Source organism: Streptococcus sp. 27098_8_74, from assembly GCF_041431705.1.
GTDB lineage: Bacteria > Bacillota > Bacilli > Lactobacillales > Streptococcaceae > Streptococcus > Streptococcus salivarius_E.
Genome location: NZ_JAPVYF010000007.1, coordinates 23449 through 50443, shown reverse-complemented (window position 1 = coordinate 50443; position 26995 = coordinate 23449). Strand labels below are relative to the sequence as shown.

26 protein-coding genes are annotated in these 26995 nt (G+C 41.0%); 2 read left to right on the top strand and 24 right to left on the bottom strand.

From position 1 onward, the window contains the following. Positions 1 to 22 precede the first annotated feature (22 nt). From O3670_RS04010 to O3670_RS04000, 3 genes are all read right to left on the bottom strand, one after another. Positions 23 to 4522: a glycoside hydrolase family 70 protein gene (locus tag O3670_RS04010; protein ID WP_371595821.1), complete on the bottom strand. Its 4500-nt coding sequence runs from the start codon at positions 4520 to 4522 to the stop codon at positions 23 to 25. 267 nt (positions 4523 to 4789) lie between these two features. Further along, positions 4790 to 5812 carry a glycosyltransferase gene (locus O3670_RS04005; protein WP_175057537.1) on the bottom strand — a complete coding sequence of 341 codons (1023 nt, stop codon included), beginning with the start codon at positions 5810 to 5812 and terminating at the stop codon, positions 4790 to 4792. 33 nt (positions 5813 to 5845) lie between these two features. Then, positions 5846 to 7126 carry a carbohydrate-binding domain-containing protein gene (locus O3670_RS04000; RefSeq protein WP_175057536.1) on the bottom strand — a complete coding sequence of 427 codons (1281 nt, stop codon included), beginning with the start codon at positions 7124 to 7126 and terminating at the stop codon, positions 5846 to 5848. Positions 7127 to 7395: 269 nt separating this feature from the next. On the opposite strand from O3670_RS04000, the gene O3670_RS03995 reads away from it, so the two are divergent. Next, positions 7396 to 8175: a polyphosphate polymerase domain-containing protein gene (locus tag O3670_RS03995; protein WP_371595820.1), complete on the top strand. Its 780-nt coding sequence runs from the start codon at positions 7396 to 7398 to the stop codon at positions 8173 to 8175. Next, on the top strand, positions 8168 to 8851 hold the full coding sequence (locus tag O3670_RS03990; protein WP_371595819.1) for a DUF4956 domain-containing protein: 684 nt from the start codon (positions 8168 to 8170) through the stop codon (positions 8849 to 8851). Before O3670_RS03995 ends, O3670_RS03990 begins: the two co-directional genes overlap by 8 nt. Before the next feature lie 136 nt (positions 8852 to 8987). On the opposite strand, the gene O3670_RS03985 is transcribed toward O3670_RS03990, so the two are convergent. The 21 genes from O3670_RS03985 to rfbB form a co-directional block, all read right to left on the bottom strand. Beyond that, on the bottom strand, positions 8988 to 9779 hold the full coding sequence (locus tag O3670_RS03985) for a hypothetical protein (RefSeq protein WP_254594411.1): 792 nt from the start codon (positions 9777 to 9779) through the stop codon (positions 8988 to 8990). 204 nt (positions 9780 to 9983) lie between these two features. After that, on the bottom strand, positions 9984 to 10298 hold the full coding sequence (gene hisE, locus O3670_RS03980; RefSeq protein ID WP_371595818.1) for a phosphoribosyl-ATP diphosphatase: 315 nt from the start codon (positions 10296 to 10298) through the stop codon (positions 9984 to 9986). A gap of 8 nt (positions 10299 to 10306) precedes the next feature. Next, complete coding sequence (gene hisI, locus O3670_RS03975; protein ID WP_008534361.1) at positions 10307 to 10645, bottom strand: phosphoribosyl-AMP cyclohydrolase; 339 nt, start codon at positions 10643 to 10645, stop codon at positions 10307 to 10309. Next, positions 10642 to 11400 (bottom strand): imidazole glycerol phosphate synthase subunit HisF, encoded by a 759-nt coding sequence (gene hisF / locus O3670_RS03970; RefSeq protein WP_002890735.1) that lies wholly within the window; start codon positions 11398 to 11400, stop codon positions 10642 to 10644. Before hisF ends, hisI begins: the two co-directional genes overlap by 4 nt. Before the next feature lies 1 nt (position 11401). Beyond that, positions 11402 to 12121, bottom strand: coding sequence for a 1-(5-phosphoribosyl)-5-[(5-phosphoribosylamino)methylideneamino]imidazole-4-carboxamide isomerase (hisA, locus tag O3670_RS03965; RefSeq protein WP_371595817.1), 720 nt, complete (start codon positions 12119 to 12121; stop codon positions 11402 to 11404). 48 nt (positions 12122 to 12169) lie between these two features. After that, entirely contained in the window at positions 12170 to 12778 is a 609-nt protein-coding gene (gene hisH, locus O3670_RS03960) for an imidazole glycerol phosphate synthase subunit HisH (RefSeq protein WP_371595816.1), read from the bottom strand. Next, a complete protein-coding gene (gene hisB / locus O3670_RS03955; protein WP_002884025.1) occupies positions 12775 to 13359 on the bottom strand; it encodes an imidazoleglycerol-phosphate dehydratase HisB in 585 nt (194 codons plus the stop codon). Before hisB ends, hisH begins: the two co-directional genes overlap by 4 nt. A gap of 19 nt (positions 13360 to 13378) precedes the next feature. Next, positions 13379 to 14662, bottom strand: coding sequence for a histidinol dehydrogenase (gene hisD, locus O3670_RS03950; RefSeq protein ID WP_371595815.1), 1284 nt, complete (start codon positions 14660 to 14662; stop codon positions 13379 to 13381). Beyond that, the gene (gene hisG, locus O3670_RS03945) at positions 14659 to 15309 is read right to left on the bottom strand and encodes an ATP phosphoribosyltransferase (RefSeq protein WP_118057988.1); all 651 of its coding nucleotides are present in this window, start codon (positions 15307 to 15309) and stop codon (positions 14659 to 14661) included. Before hisG ends, hisD begins: the two co-directional genes overlap by 4 nt. After that, positions 15302 to 16282: an ATP phosphoribosyltransferase regulatory subunit gene (locus O3670_RS03940; RefSeq protein ID WP_118057989.1), complete on the bottom strand. Its 981-nt coding sequence runs from the start codon at positions 16280 to 16282 to the stop codon at positions 15302 to 15304. The genes hisG and O3670_RS03940 overlap by 8 nt, the downstream gene beginning before the upstream one ends. After that, positions 16279 to 17331, bottom strand: coding sequence for a histidinol-phosphate transaminase (hisC, locus tag O3670_RS03935; RefSeq protein ID WP_155211832.1), 1053 nt, complete (start codon positions 17329 to 17331; stop codon positions 16279 to 16281). Before hisC ends, O3670_RS03940 begins: the two co-directional genes overlap by 4 nt. Before the next feature lie 770 nt (positions 17332 to 18101). Then, the gene (locus tag O3670_RS03930) at positions 18102 to 18491 is read right to left on the bottom strand and encodes a hypothetical protein (protein WP_084914675.1); all 390 of its coding nucleotides are present in this window, start codon (positions 18489 to 18491) and stop codon (positions 18102 to 18104) included. Then, positions 18472 to 19395, bottom strand: a complete 924-nt coding sequence (locus O3670_RS03925; protein WP_084914676.1) for a phosphodiester glycosidase family protein — start codon at positions 19393 to 19395, stop codon at positions 18472 to 18474. Before O3670_RS03925 ends, O3670_RS03930 begins: the two co-directional genes overlap by 20 nt. Before the next feature lie 160 nt (positions 19396 to 19555). Next, positions 19556 to 20290, bottom strand: coding sequence for a PHP domain-containing protein (locus O3670_RS03920; protein WP_371595830.1), 735 nt, complete (start codon positions 20288 to 20290; stop codon positions 19556 to 19558). Positions 20291 to 20298: 8 nt separating this feature from the next. Beyond that, positions 20299 to 20943 carry a TIGR01906 family membrane protein gene (locus tag O3670_RS03915; RefSeq protein WP_371595814.1) on the bottom strand — a complete coding sequence of 215 codons (645 nt, stop codon included), beginning with the start codon at positions 20941 to 20943 and terminating at the stop codon, positions 20299 to 20301. Continuing rightward, positions 20933 to 21706 carry a TIGR01457 family HAD-type hydrolase gene (locus O3670_RS03910; protein ID WP_289092452.1) on the bottom strand — a complete coding sequence of 258 codons (774 nt, stop codon included), beginning with the start codon at positions 21704 to 21706 and terminating at the stop codon, positions 20933 to 20935. The genes O3670_RS03915 and O3670_RS03910 overlap by 11 nt, the downstream gene beginning before the upstream one ends. Position 21707: 1 nt before the next feature. Next, on the bottom strand, positions 21708 to 22451 hold the full coding sequence (locus O3670_RS03905; protein WP_048674507.1) for an acyl-ACP thioesterase domain-containing protein: 744 nt from the start codon (positions 22449 to 22451) through the stop codon (positions 21708 to 21710). After that, entirely contained in the window at positions 22452 to 23588 is a 1137-nt protein-coding gene (gene hemW / locus O3670_RS03900) for a radical SAM family heme chaperone HemW (RefSeq protein ID WP_371595813.1), read from the bottom strand. It abuts the gene before it with no gap. A 96-nt stretch (positions 23589 to 23684) separates the two neighbouring features. Continuing rightward, a complete protein-coding gene (locus O3670_RS03895) occupies positions 23685 to 24425 on the bottom strand; it encodes a hypothetical protein (RefSeq protein WP_371595812.1) in 741 nt (246 codons plus the stop codon). 210 nt (positions 24426 to 24635) lie between these two features. Next, entirely contained in the window at positions 24636 to 25724 is a 1089-nt protein-coding gene (locus tag O3670_RS03890; protein ID WP_002884061.1) for a hypothetical protein, read from the bottom strand. Positions 25725 to 25788: 64 nt separating this feature from the next. Then, positions 25789 to 26835 carry a dTDP-glucose 4,6-dehydratase gene (gene rfbB / locus O3670_RS03885; protein WP_060971457.1) on the bottom strand — a complete coding sequence of 349 codons (1047 nt, stop codon included), beginning with the start codon at positions 26833 to 26835 and terminating at the stop codon, positions 25789 to 25791. Positions 26836 to 26995: the final 160 nt, after the last annotated feature.

The following is a 26995-nucleotide window of genomic DNA, read 5'->3' as shown; positions in this document are numbered from 1 at the left end:
AGATTAAGATTAGATTGATTGATTATTTATCGAAATCAGCATAACCATTTTCATCGAAGAAGACAGTCTTACCGTCTTGGAAAGTGATCCATGTGTTTGTCACACGTTCGCCAAGAACTGATTCGTAGTATTCTACTCCTTTTGGTGTGCTGATTGGGCTACCTTTAACTTGGCGTCCCAATTTATCAAAGTAATATTCTTTACCATCGATATTTTGGCGTCCTGTTACAGCCTTACCGTCTTTGAAGTAGTACCAAACATTGTTACCAGTTGTCAAGAAACGGTTATTGAGACGCTCACCTGAATCTTTATCATAGTAAGAGAGTGATCCGTCAGCATTCTTAACGAAGTCACCTTTGACTTGACTACCATCTTCTTTGAAGTAATAGTTTTTACCACCAACACTATAGGCACCTGTCACGATTTCACCATTATCTTTGGCATAGTACCATGTCTTACCACCATCAAGAGTGAAGAAATCAGATTTAACTTGGCTACCATCAGCATTGAAGTAATAGTTAAGGTGGTCAATCGTTTGACGACCTGTGGCGAGGTTACCATCCTTATCAGCATGGTACCATTTACCGTTCACTTCGAAGAACTTGTCTTTTACTTTATAACCGTTATCTACAGTGTAGTAGCTGATCTTACCGTTTTCAGTAACAAAATCACCTTTAACTTGGGCACCATTTGCATGGAAGTAGTATTCGTGACCGTCCAAAGTAAGGGCACCTGTCACATTCTTACCAGCTGCATCACGGTAGAACCATGTTGAGCCATCCGTTGTGTAGAATTCACCCTTCTTAGCTTGTGCATAGCCTTGATCGTTGAATTCATACCAGATACCATCGATTTCTGCCCAACGATTTGTATAGGCATTACCTGAATTTTTATCGAAGAAGTAGAGTTTCCCATCTGGAGTCACATACTTAGTGCCTTTAGCTTGGAAGCCATTTTCATCAAAGTATTGTAATCCTCCACCAGCATAAGTCAAGCCAACTGCCATTTCTCCAGTTGATGAGAAATAACGGAATTTAGCTTCTGTTTCTGAAGTACCTTCTTTCGGTACATCGAATACAAAGTAACCATCTTTGTACTGCTCACCAAAGCTACCAAAGTAATAATATTTACCATCCTGTTGATAAATAGAATCACGAAGCTGGATACCGTTTGGCAAGAAGAAATAAGTCTTACCATCGATATCTTGACGACCAGTTAACATATAACCTTCTTTATCGAAGTAATAGTAATTTCCAGCATATTTAATGAAGGCATTCTTAGCTTGGAAACCACTATTATCAAAGTAGGCCATACCCTTACCATCATAGTAGAAACCTGTCTTACCACCTTGATCTGTCAAAGGTTTTGGCAAGAAGATACCATTATCAGTAACTTGATAGTAGCGACCAGTAGCATCGTTGCTGAGAACATAACGACTACCACGACCAAGGATATTAGTACCATTCATGTACTTAGCAGACCATTGCTTGATTTTAACAGATGGATCAATCTTCTTACCAGTTGATATCATCACATCTTCAAACAACTGTGGATATTTCTTTTGGAGCTCATCAAGGAACTCACCACCATATTGAGCTTGGAAGTCCTTACCTGATGATTTAGAATTTGCAACATATAAAGTGTTATTGATATAAGCATTGGCCTTTGGAGTACCATAACTATTAGCACGTGTTGCTGTTACAACTTCTTGTCCTGGCAATTGGTAAAGTTGATCTGGTACCCAGTCAGCAATTGCTTGAATACCTTGCTTGTGAAGCGCCTTAAGGGCATCACGAAGATCTTCTTTAGAACCGTATTTGTTATTCTTACTCATGGCAAGGTCATAACGGTCAGTAAAGGCATAGCCATTTTGGATAACAGAATCAAGGAAGGTACGGTCATCAGCCGATACAAATTGAGGAGCCATCTCGAATGATGTGATTCCCCATGACTTGAAGAGTTCTGCATTTTCTGCAATCAATTTATTAGTATATTGGCTATCTTTTTCAACAAAATCTTGGAAGTTTGAGAAACCTTCATAGATAACTTGTGAGTCCAGTGCTTCAGTAGCAGAAAATGTCTTGTCAAGTTTCTTATCTGAACCTTTAACACGGATATCTTGGTTATCAGGCGCACCTACTGGTACCCAAACACCAAGATAACCTCTCATATCAACAGTTCGATACCCCTTGATTTCATCTCCACTGAAAGACAAGTTTCCTTCAGCATCGGTGTATTTAATTTTTCCAGCTGCTGCTGCATCATTTTCGTAAGTGACAATTCCCTTATCAGTACCAAGAAGTAATGGACGGTAGGCTTGGTTAGCATGAAGTTTACCCATGTTAACTTTCAAAGTACCATCACCCAATGAGAAATCCTGGTTATTGGCAATAAGGGTCAACATCCCAGAATGTTTACTTGTTTCTGCTACACCCGTAGTTTGGTCAGCAGTCATAATATCTTTACCGTAACGAACAGATGACAAGATTTCTTTTCCATTGAACGTGTCGACTTTCATCGATTGTCCACCTGAAACATATTTCATACGGTTCTTCAAGAGCGTTGTGATAGCATCGTAGTAAGGAGACTTGGTAGCCATATATTGGCCGTTATCCGTATAAAGATCTCCATAATAAACACGAGTTACCTGCTCCATATTTTGAAGAATCAAAGCATAGGCAGCTGGAATATTGTTAATAGTATAACGTTTTTCTGCCTTCTTAATATCTTCATTATAGATTTCAAAGGCACGTTTCAATTCAGCATCAGTCATGGTATAACCATCTGATTTTGGATTGATTTCTTTTTGAACAATATCACGAATGATATCTTGAACAAGGTTATCATGAGCACGCGCAAAGATATAGTTAGCTTGTGTATCTCCGTACTTACTATTATTTGTACGGTCTGTCAAACTGCTAGTAATCAAATCTTTCAAAGAAGATCCAGACCCATAAAGTGCACCCATAATTGCATAACGAAGGTTATTATCCATGGCAAGGGCTGCACCATCATGTTTTTGATTATAAGCATTATCGTTTAAATCCCAAGCTTCAAGGATAGAAATGTGAGCAAGTGCATTGGCTTCAGATTTATCCACACCAAAGGCTGCACGGAAGTAGTTTGTATAAACTTGGAGAAGGTCTGCATCAACATTATCAACTGCATCAACACGGATACCATCAAAGTTAGCATCCTTATCACCCATAACAATTGATCCCCAGTTCACAAGATAGTGAATTTGGTTCAACTGCTCAGCTTGCACAACTGGATTTGAGTTATCAACATCATTGGCAAGTAGGAATTCATAACCACCCAAGTATCTTCCTGTACCATTTAGAGAACCATCTTGGTTACTTGGTGTACGGTTAAGCAAACGGTAATCAGAATTTGCCCAAGGTGTCTTATCATTATTGACATAAAGAAGGGCTCCACCTTGAAGGTGGTCAGCTTGTGTATAGTTTTCTGTTGCAACACTCCACTGCTCTTGTTCCTTAACAAATGAAGAAATTGCTTGACGAAGCCATTCTGTTGATTGTTTAGCAGAGATTTCTTGCTCAATCTTAATTTGAATAGTCTTAGCAGCTGCATTCAATTCTGATTGACTTTGGCTGGTTGAATAAGTTGCGTTAAGGTTAAAATGTTTAGAGAAAGTATTGAGGTAGGCCACTTGTGTATCTACATCAGGCCACCATGCCATCAAAAGTGGACGGAAGTCTTTCTCAGTTGACACGCGCCATTTTTCACCATTTTCCAAAATAGTGACTGGACGGTACCAGCTATTTGGCGTCAAATACCCATCTACCAACTCAAAGCTTTCTTTCTTAGAATCGTAAGCACGATTATGTGAAGAGAAAGAATCAACTAGATTAGTTGTACCTGGTGTGAATGAGTGTGTTGATGTGCTTGTCAAAGCACCGTCTTTACCGAAGTAAAGCAACTGGCCATTTACTGAAACAGCAAAGTTTGTTTTGTATGAACCATCTTCTTTGACATAATAGTATTTACCATCAACTTGTTTGATGTTGTCCAAAGAGAGTGCTGCTGTTTCTTCTTTTTCAGTAACACCAGATTTTGGTTTTTCTGCAACTGTAAGCGTTGTATCTGTCGCTGTTGTAGCTGGTGTTTCTGTCGCTGTTGTAGCTGGTGTTTCTGTCGTCGCACCATTAGCTACTGCTGCACGATCAGTCGCTGCTGGTGCTGCCGTATTAGCGGTTGTGTCAGTTGTAGCCGCTGCTGGTGCTGGAGTTGCTACAGTATCTGTAGTTGCTGCCTTGTCATTTGTTACTGCTGTAACATCTGTTGTAGACGTTGTAGCTGGAGTCGCTACTTCATGCGTTTCGACCACAACATCGCTTTCAGCTGTTGTAGTAGCAACTGGTTCTGTTGTTTCATCAGCTGAAACCTTTTGATTAGCTACTGTAGCACCACCTACAATAGAGGCAAGTGCTGCCGAAGTGACGGCAATCGTCACCCATTGCTTCTTAACTTTGTGAAGCTTGTAATGTACCTTTTTTCCCATTTTAGGTCCTCATTTCATTTTCCTAGTTTGAATGAAAATCTACATAATTCAAACAATTTCATTATAGCATATTTTTTTCAAGTATTTGGAAACTTTATCAGACCTTTTAACTTTTTAATCATAATGTAAATTGAAAAACATTTCGACAAATATTAAAGACTACCGAATCTAGAAAACGGTAGTCTTTTTCTATTTTTTAGGAAAGTTTTTAGAGGTCATTGATTAAGCTATCTCTATGCAATCATTTGGCAATTTTCAAGCCAGCTATTAAGCAAAAACCACGTTATGTTGAACCCTGTAACTGACTAAAAAGAGCAAGGTTTCTGTGACCAATTTTGCCAGAACCAGTCCCAAACCAATAGCCACTAAGCTGCTAAGTAAGAAATAGTTACAAGCTAAGAGAACCAAGACCAACATAAAGTAGCGAACACTTGATCTAAAGAGGGAGCTTGTCGGATTGAAGACCACATTAGCGTTTAGTAGACACTGGCTGGAAGCCGAAATCACTCGAGCTAGCACGACCGAAAGGAGGAGATTTTTCGTTAAGGCAAAGAGCACAAATAAGGCGGTTGCATCAATGACTGAGGCCAAGACAGCCGTGCCAGAGAACTTTAAAAAAGGGCTGTAAATACGGATGGAATCACGAATGGGCCGAAAGTGCGAGCTTTTATTCTCCTCCAGATAAACGGTCTCGATTGGGACTTCAGAGATTTGGTGACCTGACTTTTTGGCTTCAAGCAACATGTTAAACTCGTACTCAAAACGATTGCCATCTAGATTAAGCAACCATGGAATCAGGTCCGTTGACATGCCTCGAAGCCCTGTCTGAGTATCTGTCACCTTTTGGCCAGTTACTAGACGGAAGAGTCCAGCAGTCACCTTATTTCCAAAGCGGCTACGTGCTGGCACCTTACCAACAAAGGCACGCGCACCCAAAACAAGATGACTGGGATTTTCCTCGATTGCCTTGGCCACACGGACAATATCTTTAATCAGATGTTGACCGTCACTGTCAACTGTGACAATAGGTTGAGCCGAAAGGTGCTGACTGACTACTTCTTCTTGAATATAAGCGAAAGCAGTCTTGAGAGCTGCTCCTTTACCCTTATTGACCGGATGACTTAGGACGGTTGCCCCGAAGAGGGCTGTTTCGTCATAATAGTCGCCATAGTCTGGGCCACTTCCATCATTAACGACAATAATACGGGCTGTTGGGAGTTTTATGGTAATATCTTGAACCACCTGGATCAGTCGTATATCTGGTTCATAAGCTGGAATAATAATATACATAGGCACTTCCTTTCTGTTTCATCCTATGACTCTTTAGTGACCTCCGCCAAAGCCACCTGGTTGCCCACCACCTTGGGGACCACCATCACCTTGAGGGCCACCGCCTCCAGGCATTGAGTTTTCAATCTTAGTTTGTTTCTCACCATTGATAGTAATGTCACCACCGGTATAGGTCGCTGAACCATCGAAGTCAAAACCAGACTGACCAGTCAAATTGATTGTTCCACCCGATACAATAATATCGCCGTTAGAATCGATTGGGTCGGTATCGCCCTGGCCAACCTCGACATTTAGGGTTCCACCGGTCATTTTGAAGACAATTTCACTTTGACTGGCATTAGCATTGGCGGCATTAACACCATCATCCGTTGCATAGACATCGATATTTCCGCCATTAATAGTCACAGATTTACCTTCAATACCTTCGGTTGATTTTTCAACTTTGTAAGTACCGCTATCAATAATCAGGTCACCTGAGGCATGAATACCGTCGTCACCAGCCTTGATAGTCATGGTATTATCAGACAGATACATGGTCCCTACCGATGTGTCGTCATCATTGTCGACCTTAACGGCATCTTCTTCGGCCTCAATGGTCATGGTTGTTCCAGTGATATTGAGTTCATCATTGACATTGAAGGCATCACCGACTGAAGTAATCTTGTAGGTACCGCCTGTTATATGAAGACTGTCGTTTGCTTTAATACCGTTGTTTTTCTTGGCATCAATGTTAAGAGTACCTGACCCATTAATGGTCAAATCTCCCTTAGAGAAAATCACGGCATTCGCATCTTCATCACTATTAGAACTTGAATCAGAGAGGGTGCTAGTGGTTCCATCTTTAAGCGTTAGGTAGACATGCCCGGTTTTTGTAGCGTTGATTGGTGCATTTGTATTTGTCATGGTAGCACCATCTAGAACAATATGGACATCATCTGAATCCCCAGCATCCACCTTGATTTGCACACCATCAGATTTTCCAGAAATGACGTAAGTCCCAGCTTTGGAGATGGTTACGGTTGAATCTGATATCGTTACGCCATCACCTGAAACATCCGCAGATGAGCCTGATAACTTAATCTTAGAGGCAGAACTTTCATCATAAGTTGTGTCTGAATCTTTTGAAGTGAAATAGTTGCTGTTGTTATTAGTCGTTTTCTTACTAGTTGTTGCGGTTACAGCACTTGTTTTTGATGTCGTGCTTGACGTCGTCCCCGTTGCTTGACTGTTTGATTGGCTACAAGCTGTCATGACTGTTAGGGCTGTCGCACAGGTTACTAAAGTCGTCCATTTTTTTAGTTTTTTTGATTTCATATATTTTTCCTCTCGGATTCGTTTTGATGATTACAGTTTACGGAACTTCCCTAAAACATTTCTGAAGGTTAACTAAAAATTTTCTTAAGTTAAGTTTGGTGAAAGTTTGACTTATGCCTTCTTTCAGAAAAGTTCCATAGACTAATAGGCGAGCAAGTGAGTGCTATATAAAATAGTACATTTGCCCTCAACTTAATTTTCTACTATAAAAATAAAAGCCAAATCTTAAAGTGAAGGCTTTGAATCTTATCTATAAAAGGAGTTTTTTCATGGTTAAACAATTGGAAACACGTTTTAAACGTATTGAAACAAAATATGTGGTCTCAAAGGACAATCTTGAAGACCTGCTCGCTGATCTCAAGGAGTATTTGGTAGAAGATGATTATCCGACATCTACCATTTCAAATATTTACTTTGATACGGATAATTTTGATGTCATCCAAGATGCCCTTGATGGTAATCATCGTCAAGAGAAGATCCGCATGCGTACCTACCTAGCCAATCCCAAAATTGATAGCAAGGTCTTTCTAGAGGTCAAAGCTAAAGATGAGGAGGGAATCGGTCATAAGTTTCGTCTCGTTTCAACACCCCTTGCCATCACTAACTTGATGACAGACGGTAAGAATCATAGCCAAATCACCGATCGTCAGCTGTTACAGGATATTCACCACTTACGTCAGCGTTATGATGAAGGTCTCAAACCTCGTATGTATATCTACTACGACCGTTTTTCAATGAAAGAAAAAGAGACTATCCAAGGCTATACCTACAATAAAGTTCGTGTTACCCTAGACCAAAATCTGACTTACCGTGATGAAGACGTCAGTCTCTTTAAGGGAAATCATGGGTTTCCCCTTCTAGATGAAGATATGATTATCATGGAAATCAAGGCACCTGGGCAAAAACCAGACTGGCTTCAAGCTATCTTAGACAAATATGGTTTGGAAGAGCAGAAATTCTCAAAATACAGCTGCGCCTATCATAAGTCACAAGGTCTAGACTACGGGCCACATCCAGTTCAAGAAAAAGGAGGTGCTGCCTATGTCTAATCTCTTCAATTCTATCTTTAATGATGCAACCGCAACCGCTAGTCCCCTTCAACTCATGCTGGCCTTACTGGTCAGCCTCGTTTTAGGCTCGGCCTTGACCTGGACTTATAAATATCGAACCCTCTACACCAGAGAATTTGTCATTAGTTTGACCCTACTGCCATGCTTGATGACCCTAGTAATCTTCCTTGTTAACGGTAGTTTGGGGACCTCTATTGCAGTTGCGGGGACCTTTAGTCTCATTCGTTTTCGTTCTGCTACCAGCGGTTCCAGAGAGCTGATTGCTGTCTTTATGGCCATGATTATTGGTCTGGCATCTGGGACAGGCTATCTCTTACTGGCTGTCCTCTTCACCGCCTTTCTATTGGCTGTTTGGCTCCTTTTGGAAAATCGTCAAAGTCGTACCGACAACCAACGTCGTAGACTCCTGACCATTAACGTCTCCTACCAAGACTTGATTGATCAAAAAATCACTAAAACATTGCTCAATTTCACCAGCGAATGTGACTTGATTTCCCTTAACACCACTGGTGGGGGCGAGACCATGCAACTGGTCTACGAAGTGGACTTGAATCCCCAAGTGGATGACTTCCAATTGACTAACCACCTTATCTCAAGTATTGAAAATTGTGACCTTGCCCTAACCAAAAAAGCTAAAAAGAAAAAGAATTTGTAAGACAAAAAGACATCTCCGACTAGTTTTTGGAGATGTTTTTGCATGTTTTGAGGTTAACATTTTCACTTAGCTATAGCCTATACTTCTATGCCGCCAGTATGGAGTGCGAGATTATCGGCAGAAAGTAAAATATCTGCTAATTATATTCATGTGGGATAACCTTACCATCTTGTACGTTAAAAGTGTAGTGGATGTACTTGTCCTTGTTATAATCACTATTATCTTCATCAGTTGTGAAAAAATAAAATTCGTACTCTCCGTCTGGAAACTTGCTAGCATCCAGTTTAGTTACTGCCTCTTCTAAATCTTTCTTACTAGTATTTTCTGTATCGCCTACTTCTATTCTCATAGTGACAAGGTGTTCATCAATTATTGTTTGGTAGGGAATTTGATAATAGCCATAAAAATCATTCTTCCCATTTTTACGGTTTTCTTCGGCTAAATGTTTTCGACGATTACCAGCCTCTTGATCTATCAGTGTATTATCTCTGAAGGAGAAATCTTCGATATCAAGGCCTAACGATTGCTTTTTAAGCTCCTTGAAGAGTTTTTGCTCTTCTTTTTTTACAGATTTTTGTTGTAAATAGGTTTGCGAGTATAGACCAGGAGTCTTATATTCTTCACCATTAACTGTCCAGTCCAGGTTAAAAGTAATTTTTGAATCTAATGATATGTTTTGATTGTCGTAGGTTTCCTCTGAATAGGTATAATCAACATAAATGCCTGCACTATCTAGAATCACCTTTTTGATATTCTTAACTTGGACCTTTCCCTTAAAACCATTATGAGCCAAGATTTTTTGCGTTTTTTCTCTGGCTTTTGAGTAAGCATTTGGAAGTGCTCCTGTACAACCAACTAAAAGACTAGAACAAAGGAGGAGAATTGCTAAACGAGAAAGAGTTATGATATAAGGAGTATTTTTCTTCATAGGACATCCTTCCTTTCCTCAATGATTTGTATAAATAAGCACACCAAATCCTTCAAATAAAACGAGCTTTCTTCACTCCTATTATAGCATTTTAAAGCGCTTTCTCATGGTAGTTAGAGGGACAAAATCATTAGAATTCCTCTAGCAAAAAAGCCTGAATCACTTCAGGCTTTTCGTTTTAGTCTCAATCGCTTGATATAATCCTCAATAATCTGTTACTTCTTTTCGGTCATGGACATTGCTTTGCTTGCCCTGACGTGCTTTAAGTACGGCTTCAACGTCTTCAGGGCTGACCCCTGTTTCAACGAGCATAACGGCTAGGTGATAGAGGACGTCTGCTGTCTCGTTGGCAATTTCTTCTTTATCAGCATTTTTGCCCCCAATCACAACTTCTGTTGCTTCTTCGCCAACCTTTTTAAGAATCTTGTCTAGTCCCTTGTCAAAAAGATAATTGGTATAAGACCCTTCTTTGGGATTCTTTTTACGATCTAAGGCTTCCTTATAAAGTGTTTCTAACATAGCTACTCCTATCTGTCTTGATTGTCATCATAAATATCCGTAAAGAAACAGCTGTAGGCTCCTGTATGACAGGCTGCTCCTTCTTGTTCCACGGCGATAAGCAAGGTGTCCTGATCACAGTCAGTCTTGATGCTTTTAACATGTTGGAAATGACCAGATGTGGCTCCCTTATGCCAAAGCTCATTTCTAGAACGGCTCCAGTAATGCATTTGTTTGGTCTCTAGGGTCAACTGATAGGACACCTCATTCATATAGGCCAACATGAGCACCTGCCCCGTCTTGTAATCGGTCACAATGACTGGTACAAGTCCCCCTTGTTTATCAAAATCAAGTTTAACCTCTGTCATCGTCTCACCTCAATTCCTGCATTTGCCAAGACTTGTTTGGTTTCGCCTATATTTACCTCACCAAAGTGGAAGATAGAGGCTGCCAGTGCACCAGTCGCTGTTGTCTTTTCAAAGACCTCTACAATGTCCTCAATATTTCCCGCGCCACCAGAAGCGATGATCGGAACATCAACGACTTCCGCCACACGATTTAGCATTTCCAAATCAAAACCAGACTTAGTGCCGTCCTTGTCCATGCTGGTTAAGAGAATTTCTCCAGCTCCCAAGGCGACGACTTCTTGAGCCCATTGGATGAGGTCCCTACCTGTATCCTTACGGCCACCCGCCACAAAGACATGCCAGCTCCCATCAGCCATCTTTTTGGCATCAATCGCAGCCACGACACACTGGTTGCCAAATTTTTGAGCACAATCAGCGATTAGTTGCGGGTTGGCAAGGGCTGAGGAATTGACCGCAACCTTGTCAGCACCAGCTTTAAGCATCTTGTTCATGTCTTCAACTGAACGGATACCACCACCAACTGTGAAGGGGATAAAGACCTGATCGGCAACGCGGCGCACCATGTCAACCGTTGTTTCACGATTGTCTGAAGTCGCTGTGATATCTAGGAAAACGAGTTCGTCACAGCCAGCCTCATAGTAAGCACGTGCAGAATCAACAGGGTCTCCAACGTCTGTCAAATTCACAAAATTGACTCCCTTGACGACACGACCATCCTTGACATCCAAACAAGGAATAATACGTTTTTTAAGCATCTTAACCTCCGAAAGACTTGAGTTGGTCTAATGTGATATTGCCGTTATAGTAAGCTTTACCGACAATGGTTCCTGCCACACCAATCTCTTGTAGGTGATCTAAGTCAGCTACTTCTGCAATCCCGCCGGAAGCGATGACTTTGGCGGTTGTGAGTTCAGATACCAAACGTTTGTAGTGATCAAGATTGGGTCCTGTCAGTGTGCCATCTCGATCAACATCAGTATAGACAAAGAGGGTTACGCCCATCTTTTCCATTTCCTTGGCCAAGGTAATATAGTCCACATTGCTAGTTTCCAACCAGCCTTCGGTAGCGACAAACCCTGCCTTGGCATCAATACCCACAACAATCTTATCGGCACCAAATTCCTCTAAAGCTTCTCTAACGAAGTCAGGATTTTTAACAGCCATTGATCCGATAATGATACGGTCGATGCCAACTGCCAAATAGTCACGAATCTGCTCCAAGGTACGGATACCGCCACCAACCTCGATGCCAAGTCCAGAAACCTTCTTGACCTCTGCAATCAAGTCACGGTTAGTGGCACGACCATCAAGGGCACCGTCCAAGTCCACGACGTGAATAAATTGAATGCCCGCATTCTTAAAGGTCTTTGCTTGCTCAATAACGTCTGGATTAACAACGGTTTGTTGGTTGAAATCTCCTTTGAAGAGACGAACTGCCTGTCCATCCTTTATATCAATTGCTGGTAGAATTTGCATCTCCCCTACCATCCTTTCTAAGTGAAAAAACTTTGCTCTCAAGAGCTTTTAGGCTTTGCATAAACCTACAAATTGTTCAATAATACCTAAACCAATATCACCTGATTTTTCGGGATGAAATTGAGCTCCATAAACATTGTCTTTATGAATCATGGCTGGCACCTCAATACTATAATCTGCGGTAACATCAATATATTGGCTAGGGACATCCGTGAAATAACTGTGAACGAAGTAGACAGCTTGGCCGTCTAAACCTTCTGTCAAAGGGCTGGCTTGCTTAACAGCCAAATCATTCCACCCCATATGTGGGACAGGTTGCTCCTTGCTGGCTGGAATAGCACGGCAAACACCTGGAATAAAACCAAGACCATTTGTTTCCTCATGTTCCAGTCCTTTTTCCGTTAAAATCTGCATGCCTAAGCAGATTCCTAAAAGTGGAACCCCCTGTGCGACAGCCTCTTTGATAACAGCTACCAAGCCTCTTCGCTCAAGCTCTGCCATAGCTGTTGGATAAGCACCCACACCAGGTAAAATCAACCCATCTGCAGCTAGGATTTTTTCTTTATCGGCAGATAATTCTGCAGTCACACCGATCTTTTCAAGGGCACGCAGAACATTGGCGGTATTCCCCGCATCGTAATCAATGACGATAATCATAGCATCCCCTTTGTCGAGTTTACGCCGTGAATGTCAGGATTGACTGTGATCGCCTCACGCAAGGCACGTCCTGTTGCCTTGAAAAGACTTTCTGACTTGTGGTGATTGTTTTTTCCGTGGAGAATCTTGAGGTGGAGATTCATTTGAACATTAAAGGCCAAGGCTTGGAAAAATTCTTCTACCAATTCTGTGTCAAAATTACCCAATTTTGGATTATCAAAACTAGCATCAAAGACCAAGAAGCTACGTCCAGACAGGTCTAAACTTGCCATTCCAAGGGTTTCATCCATAGGTACAAAAGCCGTTCCATAACGGTTGATCCCTGCTTTATCGCCCAAGGCCTCTTTAAGAGCTTGACCAAGGACAATACCGACATCTTCAACAGTGTGGTGACTATCAACCCAAAGGTCACCATCAGCCTTAACCACCAAAGACATACGACCGTGGCGGGCAAACAAGGTCAACATGTGGTCAAAAAATCCGACACCTGTTTGAATATCTACTGGTTCTTGAGCATCCAAATTGAGGCTTAACTTAATTTTGGTTTCAAAGGTATTACGTTCAATTTCTGCTTGTCTCATAACTTCTTCCTCTACTCTCTCAATTCTTGTCGTTTCTGACTTCAATTGCCTTGGCGTGGGCCTGCAAACCTTCTGCGTAAGCCAAGGTTGTGATATCGTGCTGAGCCTTATTGACTGCTGCCTTGTCGTATTGCGTATATTGGATACGTTTGACAAAATCGTGCACGCCTAAAGCTGATGAAAAGCGGCTAGTCGCTGTCGTTGGAAGAACGTGGTTGGCACCTGCATAGTAGTCACCAATTGGTTCGCTAGTAAAGTGACCAAGAAAGACGGAACCAGCATTGTCCACTTTTTCCAAGTAATCATAAGCATTGTCCATAGCAATTTCCAAATGTTCTGGCGCAACCAAGTTCATGAGTTCGAACATGGCATCTGTATCATTGGCAATAATAATACGGCCGTTATTTTCGACAGATGGACGAGCAATCGCCTCACGTGGCAAAAGCTTGAGTTGACGTTCAATCTCACTTTCAACCGCATCTGCCAAGGCTTCAGAATCTGTGACCAAAATGGCGCGTGCGCGTGTGTCGTGCTCTGCTTGAGACAAGAGGTCAGCTGCCACATAGGTTGGATTGGCACTACTATCAGCGATAACACCAATTTCTGATGGTCCTGCAATCATATCAATACCGACAATACCGTAAACTTGTTTCTTGGCAGTCGCCACGAAAATATTACCAGGACCTGTAATCTTGTCCACTTTTGGAATTGTTTCTGTACCAAAAGCCAAAGCCGCAACCCCTTGAGCCCCACCAACTTGGTAAATGCTATCCACACCAGCCAATTTGGCGGCTACCAGAATCGCAGGAACAAAGTGCTCTTGAGGCGGCGTAATCATAATAATCTCTTTAACCCCAGCAATTTTGGCAGGAATAACATTCATAAGAACTGATGACGGATAAGCCGCAGTTCCTCCAGGAACATAAACACCCACACGATTGATGGGACGAATCAATTGACCACGAATAACACCCTCACTTGGTTGGTCCTCAAAACCAGTCTCCAACTGATGCTTGTGATAAGATTCAATGTTTTCTTTAGCATTAACTAGGGCTTGGTAAACCTCTGGATCAATCTCTTTAAAGGCTTGATCAATCAAGTCCTGTCCAACTTCAAAATCAGTCAAGTCAACCTTATCAAATTTAGCTGAATAGTCACGAAGGGCCTCGTCTCCACGTTTTTTAACGTCTTCAATAATGGCTTGAACCGTGCTTTCAACGTCTCTATTTTCTTTTGACAGTTCCAATTGCTCCTGATAAAGAAGCTCCGCAATTTCTTTATTTGTTCCAGTTAATCGTTTCATTCGAACGGTACCTCCTCGTTCCCTACAAGTGATTCAATCTTACAAATGAATGGTAGAACTTCCTTGTTATTTTTCAAAGAAGCCTTATTAACAATCATTCGTGCTGAAATCCTGCAAATATCTTCATAAACTTTTAAGCCATTAGCAACAAGGGTATTCCCTGTTTCCACAATATCGACAATGGCATCCGCTAGACCAATAACAGGGGCAATCTCAACGCTCCCTTGAATCGAAATAATCTCGACATCCTCACCCTTTTGATTAAAATAATCAGTTGCAATGGTTGGATACTTGGTCGCAATACGTTTACGTTTATGGTCATCAGGATTATAGTCTTCTGTTGAGGCTACGGAGAATTTACAAAGGCCAAAATTAAGGTCTAACATTTCCAAATAGCCTGTCGGATGTTCAACCAGAACATCCTTCCCGACAATCCCAATATCTGCGACACCATGTCGAACATAGGTGGTCACATCTGGAGCTTTGACCAAGAGAAAACGGAAACGTTTATCAGGACTCTCAAAAATCAAATTACGGCCCTTATCAGCCATGAAAGACATATCAAAGCCAGCTTTTTCCAGTAATTTAACCGTATCTTTCTCAATACGCCCCTTAGTCAAGGCAATTGTGATTTGAGTGCTAGTCATCCAAGTCACCTCCAAATTCCACATCATCATGTACTGCTTGATAGATCGAATCGACATCAATGGCCCAGCCGACCGCTGTTAACTCAGTAGCTCCAAAGCGTTCAAATAGTTTATCGTAACGCCCACCTGACACAAAGGCATCTGGCACCTTGTCACCGAAGACCTTAAACATCATGCCCGTGTAGTAAGGCACTGCTGGCAACTGAGCCAAATCAAGCGTCGTCTCTGGGAGACTATCTGCTAGACGATTGGTTAAGACCTCCAAACTATCTAGAGCCGTCAAAAAGGCTTCACTATCTGTTAACTGTCTAGCCTTGGTCAAGACAGCCTTGGTCTCACCAAAGAGGAAGGGCAACTGTTCCAAGACCTTGTCATATTGACTTGGATTTTCTTTGGTGAATTCCTTGAGGCCTGTGATTGATTTGTCACGGATATAGGCCGCCAACTCTGCTTCTTTTACAGCTGGAAGGTCTAATTCTTCAAAAATGAGTTGCAAGAGGCGAGCATGTGAAAACTCAAACTTGTAATTTTTGACACCAGCAGCATCCAGAGCCTCTTTAGCAGATATCACAGCTTCTTCCATGGCCTGGTGAACAGGGAATCCTATAATCTCAATACCAGCCTGCGTATGCTCATTGGATAGGCCACGCATCTCCTCATTGTAGTTAAAGACTTTTCCAGAGTAAGAAAATTTTATGGGTGTATGAACTTGTGTCGAAGCAATCACGCGCCCAATTTGGCTGGTAATATCAGGACGTAAACTAACAAGATCTCCATTTTTATCAAAGAAATTGTAGTTACCATTGTCCACAACGTCGCTAAAGACTTCGAAATGCTCCAAGGTTGGTGTCTCAATTCGAAGGAAACCCTTTGTCATCAACAAGTCACAGATACGATGCTCAATCTGATACATGGTACGGGCACGTTTGAAAAGTTTATCGTGCATTCCTAAGGCTAATGTCGTTTTTTTCATGCTTGTAACTCCTGTATTGTCATTAGTACGCGCTCCATCTCATCCTGAGTTCCAATCGAGATGCGTAGTCTGTCTGAAATACGCTCCACTTTTGGAAAATAACGGACATAAATTTTCTTACTTTGGAGATAGTCAAACAATTGGCCTGCAGTCACTCCGTGCGGTTTGACCAAAACAAAATTAGTTTTTGAAGGAAGAACATCAAAGCCAATAGCCTTCAATTCTTGGCTAAACCAGTCACGTGTGGCCATAATCTTAGCGCAGCTATCTTCATAATAATTCCAAGACTGAACGGCTGCAGTCGCCAAGACTTCCGCAATGCTATCCACACTATAGGGATTGACTGAATTCTTGACGGCATTGATCACAGCCATTAGCTTTGGACTTCCGATGCCATAGCCGACACGCAAGCCTGCAAGTGAGGCGTCCTTAGAAAAGGTCCTTGTGATAAACACATTGTCATACTTTTCTAGAAGAGGTAGGGCAGTCTCCCCACCAAAGTTAATATAGGCTTCGTCAATAATCACAACTACTGACTGATTGGCCTTTACGATTTTCTCAATTTGATCGAGAGGTTTATAAATACCTGTTGGCGCATTTGGGTTAGTAAGGACAATCCCACCATTTTCAACCAGATAATCTTGAGTATCAATCTCAAATGAAGAGTTCAAGGGCACTTCTCTAAATGGGATGCGATACAAATCTGCCCATACCTTGTAAAAACCATAGGTCAAATCTGGAAACAAGACTTCTTCCTCGCTATTAAAGAAAGCTAGAAAAGCCATTGATAAAATATCGTCTGACCCATTTCCAATAATCACTTGATCGGCAGGAACACCTAACTGTTCAGATAAGGCCTGACGTAAAGCCGCTTGATCCAAAGTCGAATACTTGCGTAACTGATGGGCATCAAAGGATGCTAAAGCTTGATGGACTGCTGGACTTGGTCCATAGGCATTTTCATTAGTATTCAACTTAATGATATTTTTCTCAGCAGGCTGACTACCTGCCACATAGGGTTCAATCTTTCGTAATCCTTTGATTTCCATAGTTTATCCTTTCTGTTCAACTCCAACCAAGTGTACGGCTAGCTACAAATGCTAAAAGCAAGAGTAACAAAAAACGCCCTCGCAAAAACAACTTTTGCAAGGACGTTGGCACGTGGTTCCACCTTAATTCGAACAGGGGTCACCCCCTCTTCCTCATGAAGTCACAAGGTCTCTCTTGTAACTCCCAGTCTCTAACGGAACCACCCGTCGTACACTACTGTCATCCAGAGTTCGCATACGCTCTCAAGAATGTGTCGTCTTTGATCTCATGCGTTCTCAGCTTCCCGCATTCTCTGTGAAACGATCTGACTTTTTCTATCAACGATTTCGATTTTAGTTTATTTTACCTGAAAATTCAGAACAAAGCAAGTCTTTTTTGTATATTTTTATAAAAAATTGAAAATAATGTATATTTAATAGCAGAAACAAGCCTTTTGAGACTTTCCTTATGTGATGGCGGACGAGTGTGAAATTATCTGATAGACGTTTTTGCTAATCCAAAAAGTTCCATGACTAAGTTTTGAACCTCATGTCTCAAAAATCCCTAGCACCGGAAATACGATAGATTCTGGTAATTCCATCACTATAGACAGTCTCGTTCTATCTAAATTCCTATCACAAAAAAATCAGGCTCAGTAATTTTTTATGAAAATTTCTTTAGGCTAATTCCCCATTTAAAATAATTTCTTCATATTATAATTTGTATATTTATCCTAAATATTTTTTCAATGCAAGACAAAAAGCCTGAAGCACAGCTCCAAGCTTTTATTTTATGCCAATTTTCTAGGTCTGATAAATCCTGTCATAATACTCAAACAAAGCAGCCCTCCAGCAACATACCAATAAGGCATATCCACGCTAGTCGTACGACCTGAAACCTCAACGATTCCCTTAACCAAGCAGGCACTAGCAACAACTGCAATAGACGAATTAAAGAGAAGTTTTGAAAGACGTGTTTTCACCCAAGACATTCCCACTCCTGTTAGCAGATAGATAAGTGCTCCAGCCAATGGTGCAAAAAACATCATACGCATAAACATGGATGATTCCCCGTAAGAGAAACGTTCATAGACAAAGGTAAATAGAAGGCTAAAAATGGTTAGACCGATATAAGTGAAAAAGTGTCTGCTGGCTGATTTTTTAGTAACCGATGTAAACAATATCGCTCACCGCCCTTTCTGAAATTTTGTTTCCGTTTGTGGTTGGCTTATTAATGACTTGACCATTGAAGTACATGGTAGATGAGCCACCACCATCAAGGTTGTAGGCAGTCGTCACACCATATGATTTCATCAACTCTGCCATTTCATAGAGGGTCAACCCTGACGATTCACTGGTACGACCATCAGAGACAATGACAATATAGTGCACACTGCCATCACTCTCTTCGATGACTCCGATGGCTGTACGTGGATTGTCAGCCATGGCTTGACCAACCTCTTCATTTTCCGATACAGCTATCTTGCCATTTTCAACCAAGGTTGGACCGAATGCAAAGGTGTTCACCACACCTGAATCGACCAATTTTTGAGCTGTTGTATCACTCTCCTTAAAGGCCTTGAAGCTACCATCTGAGTATACCGCAAGGTCCTCGTAGTCACTGTTTCGATCAGTATCACGATAGACTTGACCATTTTTAATCACATAGCCCGACTGGTTAGCTCCATAATAGTCACCATTGATGGCAAAGATTGCATTGTTTTGCTGGGCAATACTTGAAGTAATGTCGGTGATGTTGGTCCCATAGGTATTTTGTGCCAAAGCCGTTTTAAGGTAGTCTGCACTTGAAAGCTGGATATCGGCCACATAGTAAGTGGTATCACTGGTTTTACCTGTTGTGATTTTGATATCCATATTGTCATCTTTATAAGTCGTATCCGTCTTAGTCACCTTACCAGTGCTGGTAGATGCCGTCGACGACGCTGTGGTTGAGCTAGTCGTATTGGCCGAAACTGTTGAGACCGCTGAGGGAATGACAAAGACCTTTAAGAGAGAGTAAACATTTGCTCCCATCAGAAAAAGGGTAAAGAGTAAGGCATAGGCATGCCTTTTGAGAAATTTCATAGAAGACCTCCAATTTTGAAAGATTAAATAGAAACCATAAGTTCCTTTTACTTGACATTAGCATAACAAGCAAAGCTTAAAATCTTCTATAATTCCCACAACCACGCCTTTTCTTTAAGTTTTCCTTAAGAAAAGACAGCTTCAGTTGAAGCTGTCTTCGCTATATAATCATATCTTCTGTAATGCCAAATTCTCTCAAGAGCTCCTGAATCTTATCAAAGTTCAGACGGAAATGCTCTAATTTATGGCCATCAGACCCAATAGAATACTTGCGACATCCCAACCCCTTAACAAGGCCTAGAGCATAACGGTAGAGGTCTTCGTGATGATAGAGATACATACTCTTTGCATTCAGCTCAAAAGCCAAATCATTAGCAATCATTTTCTGGAAAATACGTTTGAGCTGTTCTTCATAAGCTTTTAGCTCATCAACAGTCACATCAAACAAGCGGAAACCATAGTCAAAGTGGGCCAGAACATCTGCGTCCACACGACCAATAGCATACTCCAACTTGTCCAGATACTCTTGAATAATGCTTGCCTTGTCCATATCAGCTACCTCATCATCAAGATAATCATTGACCCCATTATGGTGAACAGATAAAAGTTTGAGATCATAGTCCTTACCATCCAGAAAGTCTAAAATATCCCTTTCCCTAGGCTGGTAATAACCAATCTCGATACCCCGTTTAATACGATTGCCATACTTACGGTTAAGACTTTCAATCTCACGACTATAGGCCTCATACTCTGGCACATCATCCTGCTTGGTATAAGGATTAGAGAGATCATAATGCTCAGTCGTTACAATCTCCCCATCAAAATGCGTCAAATAGTCAGTAAAGTTCGCATCCGAATCATAGGAATGATGGGTATGCAAATGGTTATCACGAATAGACATAACTACTCCTTATTTTTCAAATACATTTTAAGCTGCTTACGGGCCAACAAAGTCAGACTCACCATGATTCCCTCATAAATAATAAAGAAAATCACAAAGCACTGAAGAAAGTACTCTTCTGGCAAAACATTGATAATCGGGTCCAACATTGGATTAAAGAGCCAGCTGCTATCCCCAGGAAAGAGGGCTTCATGAAAGAGCGTAAAAAACTCATCAAATCCGAGAAAAAGCCCCACAACCCCAATAAGGACCGGCAAGAGTGCTAGACTCATATAAAGTTTAACGTAAAGACCAAAGGTGCCCTTCTTCACATTTCGCCAAAGAGAGCTTACTGCTGGATAAGCTAGTAGAATAACAAGCCCCTGTACCAAATGAAAGAGCCACTTCACATCATGAAAATGCTTAAGCCCACTCTCCGACGATGGAAAATCAGGCATGGACAGATGACCAACCCAAGGAAATGTCAGGTACTTCATGAGGATATTGAAATTATGCCAGAGCTCTGTCTTGCCAAGAATGACATAGTCCAAAAGATGCATCCAATCAATATCAAAATAATAAAAGCCCCATGCCAGATAAATCGTCACTAGGATAGACAGGGCCAAGAGCCAAATCGGAGTCAGAACAACCTCAATTTTAGTTCGCATCAAAATCCCACTCCGCTAGACTAGAAAGTACATGGTCGGGTTTTACTGGTAAATTCGCAACTTCTTCCGCCTTGGTAAATCCAGTTGTCACAAGAAGTGTTGGAAAGTCATTTTTAATGCCAGCTGTAATATCAGTCAAGTAATTGTCACCAACCACAATAGTCTGGCTACGTTCTGTCCCAAGGATTTCAAGAGCCTTGTTCATGATAATAGCTTTAGGCTTACCAATAATGATTGGTTTCACACGGGTAGCCGCCTCGATAAGAGCTAAGAGGGAACCAGCACCTGGAAGAAGACCACGTTCAGTTGGGATATTCAAATCTGGGTTTGTCCCAATAAATATAGCCCCTTTGTGGATAGCAAGCGTTGCTTTAACCAACATTTCATAAGTGACTTCACGATCCAAGCCCACCACAACATAGGCAGGATTTTCTTCGTCTACCGTATAACCTGCATCCGCAATAGCAGATTTAAGCCCAGTCTCACCGATAACATAAACTGTCTTGCCACGATTCATATCGTTCATGTAATCAACTGTCGCCAAAGTAGCTGTGTAAATGGTCTCAAGGGGCGTTTCCAACTCACACTGATTACGCAAAAGCTCTTGTACCATCTCTGGTGTACGCATACTGTTATTAGTCACAAAAAGATAGGGAATCTGACGCTTCTGCAACTCCTTAACGAAGGCTTCTCCCTCAGGGATACGATCCTTCCCCTTGTAAATAGTCCCATCTAAATCAATCAAATAACCTTTATATGTCATCTTACTCGTCTCCTATTTCTTTCCATTGGATAATGGCCTGAGCATGGATATTGCCATCAACACAAATCTGATGTTGACTGCTCAAACTTTCTTGGTCAAACTCATAGCCTGAATAAATCTCTGACCCATGATGAATTTCCTTAACATACTTGAGGTCAATATGGGCTGGTGTGTACTTGGTCAAAAAATCCAAATCGAAAACATCCAACATCCACTCCAAGTACTTGCTATTATTAACGTGGCCATTCATATCTAGGTCAAAATAACGCACACGATAAAGCGTCTCAATTGGATTTTCCAAAGCCTTATAGCGAGGCCCTCTAAGCAACTTTTTAGTCTTATCAGCCCCATAAGGTGCTACCACCTCATCTGGCACTTCTAATACCTTACGCGTTTCATAATCCATGAGAGCAAAAGTAGTCTTAAAGAGCATAATTTGCTGACCAGTTTCATCTGTGATGTAAAAATTACGGTAACAGAAAATCTTATTATAGGAAATAGCTTCCGTTGTAATGGTCACCTTTTCATTGTAGCGAGGCAGACGGTCAATCTCAATCGCATAGTCTGTCACAATCCAAACCAGACCGTACTTATCAAAAACGTCCTTATCCGTATTTCCCAGAGACTCTGACTGCATACCAGATACTTGCAATGAAAACGCCAATAAGTGCGGTAATTTTACCTGATGCGTGATATCCGTCTCATAAAACGGAATTTGATAAGGAATACTAAATTTTAATCCCATCTAATCCTCCAAGATAAATTGTTCAGCGACACTATCACCCAAAAAGAGTCCTCGTTTAGTCATACGAACGACTTCTGGATCCTTGACCAAGAGCCCATCTTCCTGTAGTTTTTTTACAATGTCCCCATAAGTATCCGCGAATGACAAGCCAAACTTCTCTTCAAAACGTTTAATAGACACACCCGACTTTTTACGCAAACCAAGGAAGAACTCCTCCTCCATCATCTCCGCCTTAGTCAGATGTTCTTCGTGAAGTCTAGCATAGCCATCCTCAGCTATAGCCTTTAGGTAATGCTGGATAGGGCCTCTATTGCGATAACGAACACCATTGACATAACCAGAGGCTCCAGCACCCACACCATAATACTCATCATTATTCCAATACATGAGATTATGTCGACTCTCCATCCCAGGTTTGGTAAAGTTTGAAATCTCGTAGTGCTCAAAACCATTGTTTTCCAATTCTTGGATAATATAGTCAAACATCTCTGCTTCCAAGTCCTCCGTTGGGAGATTGAGCTTACCTCGACGCATCTTATTCATAAAGACCGTGTGATGTTCCAATATCAAACTATAGAGACTTAGGTGTGGAATATCCAGTTCCAGTGCCTTTCTCACATTTTCCTTAACCTGATCCATGGTTTGACCAGGTAGTGCATAAATGAGGTCAATAGAAATATTATGAAAACCAGCAGCCTTTAAGCTATCAATACTTTCATAAATCTGTGCTTGATTGTGACTGCGACCAATTTGACGCAAGTGCTTATCATCAAAGGTCTGAACCCCTAAAGATACGCGATTAACAGCAGATTTTTTGAGTACTTCAATCTTATCAACCGTCAAATCACCGGGATTAGCCTCAATAGTAAACTCCTCCAACTTAGACAAATCCAAGTTCTTCTGAAGATTGCTTAAAAGGTAGTCCAATTGCTCCGCAGAAATAGCTGTCGGTGTCCCACCACCAATATAAAGGGTGCGAAGCTCCTTGATATCTAAAAGATCCCACTCACGAATCAAAGCCCGTAGGTAGTCATCAACGGGCTGATTTTTAATAAAGACCTTGGAAAAGTCACAATAATAACAAATTTGTGTGCAAAATGGAATGTGCACATAGGCTGACGTTGGTTTTGTTTGCATGTAACTATTCTACCATTTTTTAAGCAGAAATGAGACCTTGAAAAATAAGAGTTTATAGCTAAAAAAGAAGCCATCTCTCCAGACAGCTTCTATACTTTATTTTGTTAATGAGAATGGGAAAGCATTATAGTTGCTATAATCAAAGATTGGTCCCAAGTCAGAAATGAATTGAACTGGCGTGTAAGTTCCATTTTCAAGAATAAAGCCAGGCTTAGCTTGGAAACCAGCTCCTCCTAGTCCTGTAATACCAGGAAGCAAGGTTGAAAAATCGCCACCTTCCCAAACATAGAGATTTCCAGAAATTTGAACGGCTTTTGCAGTTGTAGAGCTTTGACGATAGGGTTCGTAATCGACATTGAAATTTGCCTTTGAAGTGATGTTGCCATCAGCATCAACTGTAAAACTAATGTCTGTTGCTTGAGGACTCGTACCAGTCCAAGTTCCAACCAAAGCTGCTGGGACAGGAGCGTCACTTTGGGTATCAGCTGTTGCTTGACTAGACTTGTTTGACTCAGAAGCAGCACTACCATTTGTCCCTGCTTGAGCATCATTTCCAGCTGAGGCTTGATTTTTTGAAGAGCTAGCTGCAGGAGCACTCGCCTCTTCTTGACCTTGAGAATCCTTTGAAGCTGAAGCTTCTGTCTTTGCCTTTTTAGCAGACTTCTTCTCAGATGTTTTTGTTTTAGCAGATGACTTCACTACTTTAGAAGTTGAAGTTGTAGATGATACTACAGTGTCTTTTTCTGACTTAGAGCCACATCCGACAAGAGCCCCAGAAACAGCTACAGACAACAAAACAAGGGAACAAACACGAATAACTTTTCTTTTCATTTTCATAAACCTCTTTTCTATATTTCTATTATATCTATTTTGTTACAAAATTCAAGCATTTTATGTAATTTTTGTAACAATTATGTAATTAATTGTATCACTGTCATAAGTTAATGTCGTATTTACAAGTAAAAAAAGCCCATCACTCCTAGAGGAATGATAGACTCTTGACTATTATTTAAGTACTTCTTATCTTATCTGATAGAGATATTGTGATTAGCGAGTGTCTTCTCTTTCAAGATAACCTTTATAAGAGAGAAGGTTAAAGCTATCCTCTAAGAGAATAATGCGCTTACCACCATCTACAAGGACATAATAGTATGACTTGCTCGCATCGTGGTAGATGTCATTAACACTCTTAGCCTGAAAACCATGTGACTTAAGAGACTTCTGTATTTTAGCAAACTCTTTTTGCACCTTATCATTATCTATACTGCCTGATTGATCCACCAGATATTCCTTTAAAGGCTTAGCAATTAAGATATCTTTACCATCAGAATCTGTAGTAACAACCCCATTTTCAGAGATAGTCCCTTCTCCTTCTGAATCATCATCGGAATCAAATTTTTTCCATTGCCCAACAAAAACTTTTGGAACCGCTGCCTTATGAAAAAGACATGTCTTTTTTAAATCTTTGGTACTTCTTGATCCGTAGTAGAGGTCTGATAAGAATAAATCTAGAACTAAGTTTGTCCCATCTTTCTGAATCAGATTATAGTATCCAAACACTTTCGTCTTTACCAGGATAATCTCTTTTGTCTGTAATTGGTATTTCTTGTCAAAATCAGCAATCGTTTTTAGTTTTGAATCACTGACGTCCTCTAAGCTTGTTTCAAACTTCTGTCTTACTTTCTGGCCAATAGAGATTTCTTTGATTTCTTCTTCCCTATGGCCTGCAACAAGTTTTGACTTTTTCCCACTTAACTCATAAACCAAACCAGCATTATTACCATTTACCCACAAGCCACCCAAGTTTGTTCCTTTGGAAGAAAACAAAAAGAGGCCAAGACTTGTTGCTACAACAAGAAATAAAGCAATCCCAAGACCAATAAAAGTCTTCTTGCCAAACTTTTTCTTCTTAACAAAGACCATTTGTTGTGAATAAGCTGGGTTGACCATTTGACCATTCATTTGATTTGGTAAAGGCATGGCTCCTTCAGTCACAGACTTTCCATTGTTAGAAAAAGTAGCTTGTTTTCCTTCCATAACAAATTCACCATTTAGAAGGGCCTGCTGACACTCCTGAATAGTGGGCTTACGATTATTAATCGCTTCAAAATACTCAATCCATTCTTTTCTATTCATCATCTCTCCTAATATTTCTTAATAGAAAAATCTATCACTAGCTTGGAAGTGATAGATTTCCCAATTATTTAAGCACTTCTTGTGTCTTAGCGTAGTTAGCTTCGACAGCGTCTTTTTCAGCTTTCCACCAGTCTTGGTGATCTGTGTACCACTTGATTGTTTCTTCCAAACCTGATTCAAAGTTTGTAAATTGTGGTTCCCAACCAAGTTCTTCACGCAATTTTGTTGAGTCAATAGCGTAACGCAAATCATGACCAGCACGGTCTGTTACACGATCGTAAGCATCTTTTGGTTGACCCATTTTTTCAAGGATGAGTTCAAGAACTTCCTTGTTGTTCTTTTCACCATCAGCACCAATCAAGTAAGTTTCACCGATACGACCTTTAGTGAGGATAGCCCAAACACCAGTTGAATGGTCGTTAGTGTGAATCCAGTCACGGACATTTTTACCTTCTCCATAAAGTTTTGGTTTAATTCCTGACAAGATGTTGGTGATTTGACGTGGGATGAATTTTTCGATGTGTTGGTATGGTCCATAGTTGTTTGAGCAGTTTGAAATAGTTGCCTTAACACCAAATGAACGCACCCATGCTTTAACGATAAGGTCTGAAGCAGCCTTAGTTGATGAATAAGGTGACGATGGGTTGTATTTTGTTTCTGCTGTGAATTTTTCACCAGGACCTTCACCGTGTCCAGGAAGATCTTCGCGCAATGGAAGGTCACCATACACTTCGTCTGTTGATACGTGGTGGAAACGAATATCGTATTTACGAGCAGCTTCCAAGAGTGTGTAAGTACCAATGAAGTTTGTGTGGATAAATGGTGATGGGTCGTTCAATGAATTATCATTGTGGCTTTCAGCCGCATAGTGAACGATAGCATCAGCCTTAGCAGCCAATTTATCAACCAATTCAGCATCAGCAATATCACCAACAACCAATTCAACACGGTCACCAAGGATTTCTTCAATGTTAGCACGGTTACCAGCGTAAGTGAGTTTGTCAAGGACAGTCACATGTACGTCTGGATGATTGTTGTAGACATAGTGTACGAAGTTTGAACCGATGAAACCTGCGCCACCGGTTACGATGATATTTTTATATTCAGTCATTTTTTCTCCAAAAATTTTAGTTTTTTTATCGTTCCTTTCGCTAGTGAGGGACGCCAACAACCCTTCGGTTTCATGGCTAAATCCGAAGCCGAAGTCTCCGGATTTCCCTACAAGATTCCCTACGGCAATCTTGTTATCACTAGGGCAGGAACGATACTAC

Excerpts from the sequence above, each read along its gene's own strand:
- hisG (WP_118057988.1), bottom strand. The coding sequence starts at position 15,309 with ATGACTAGCACTCAAATCACAATTGCCTTGACTAAGGGGCGTATTGAG.
- hisH (WP_371595816.1), bottom strand. The coding sequence starts at position 12,778 with ATGATTATCGTCATTGATTACGATGCGGGGAATACCGCCAATGTTCTG.
- hemW (WP_371595813.1), bottom strand. The coding sequence starts at position 23,588 with ATGCAAACAAAACCAACGTCAGCCTATGTGCACATTCCATTTTGCACA.
- hisI (WP_008534361.1), bottom strand. The coding sequence starts at position 10,645 with ATGACAGAGGTTAAACTTGATTTTGATAAACAAGGGGGACTTGTACCA.
- O3670_RS03890 (WP_002884061.1), bottom strand. The coding sequence starts at position 25,724 with ATGAATAGAAAAGAATGGATTGAGTATTTTGAAGCGATTAATAATCGT.
- hisB (WP_002884025.1), bottom strand. The coding sequence starts at position 13,359 with ATGAGACAAGCAGAAATTGAACGTAATACCTTTGAAACCAAAATTAAG.
- rfbB (WP_060971457.1), bottom strand. The coding sequence starts at position 26,835 with ATGACTGAATATAAAAATATCATCGTAACCGGTGGCGCAGGTTTCATC.
- hisA (WP_371595817.1), bottom strand. The coding sequence starts at position 12,121 with ATGCAAATTCTACCAGCAATTGATATAAAGGATGGACAGGCAGTTCGT.
- O3670_RS04010 (WP_371595821.1), bottom strand. The coding sequence starts at position 4,522 with ATGGGAAAAAAGGTACATTACAAGCTTCACAAAGTTAAGAAGCAATGG.
- hisE (WP_371595818.1), bottom strand. The coding sequence starts at position 10,298 with ATGTTAGAAACACTTTATAAGGAAGCCTTAGATCGTAAAAAGAATCCC.
- O3670_RS03910 (WP_289092452.1), bottom strand. The coding sequence starts at position 21,706 with ATGACATATAAAGGTTATTTGATTGATTTAGATGGGACTATTTACAAG.
- O3670_RS04000 (WP_175057536.1), bottom strand. The coding sequence starts at position 7,126 with ATGAAATCAAAAAAACTAAAAAAATGGACGACTTTAGTAACCTGTGCG.
- hisC (WP_155211832.1), bottom strand. The coding sequence starts at position 17,331 with ATGGAAATCAAAGGATTACGAAAGATTGAACCCTATGTGGCAGGTAGT.
- O3670_RS04005 (WP_175057537.1), bottom strand. The coding sequence starts at position 5,812 with ATGTATATTATTATTCCAGCTTATGAACCAGATATACGACTGATCCAG.
- O3670_RS03985 (WP_254594411.1), bottom strand. The coding sequence starts at position 9,779 with ATGAAGAAAAATACTCCTTATATCATAACTCTTTCTCGTTTAGCAATT.
- O3670_RS03925 (WP_084914676.1), bottom strand. The coding sequence starts at position 19,395 with ATGAAATTTCTCAAAAGGCATGCCTATGCCTTACTCTTTACCCTTTTT.
- O3670_RS03915 (WP_371595814.1), bottom strand. The coding sequence starts at position 20,943 with ATGCGAACTAAAATTGAGGTTGTTCTGACTCCGATTTGGCTCTTGGCC.
- O3670_RS03895 (WP_371595812.1), bottom strand. The coding sequence starts at position 24,425 with ATGAAAATGAAAAGAAAAGTTATTCGTGTTTGTTCCCTTGTTTTGTTG.
- O3670_RS03990 (WP_371595819.1), top strand. The coding sequence starts at position 8,168 with ATGTCTAATCTCTTCAATTCTATCTTTAATGATGCAACCGCAACCGCT.
- hisD (WP_371595815.1), bottom strand. The coding sequence starts at position 14,662 with ATGAAACGATTAACTGGAACAAATAAAGAAATTGCGGAGCTTCTTTAT.
- hisF (WP_002890735.1), bottom strand. The coding sequence starts at position 11,400 with ATGCTTAAAAAACGTATTATTCCTTGTTTGGATGTCAAGGATGGTCGT.
- O3670_RS03940 (WP_118057989.1), bottom strand. The coding sequence starts at position 16,282 with ATGAAAAAAACGACATTAGCCTTAGGAATGCACGATAAACTTTTCAAA.
- O3670_RS03995 (WP_371595820.1), top strand. The coding sequence starts at position 7,396 with ATGGTTAAACAATTGGAAACACGTTTTAAACGTATTGAAACAAAATAT.
- O3670_RS03905 (WP_048674507.1), bottom strand. The coding sequence starts at position 22,451 with ATGGGATTAAAATTTAGTATTCCTTATCAAATTCCGTTTTATGAGACG.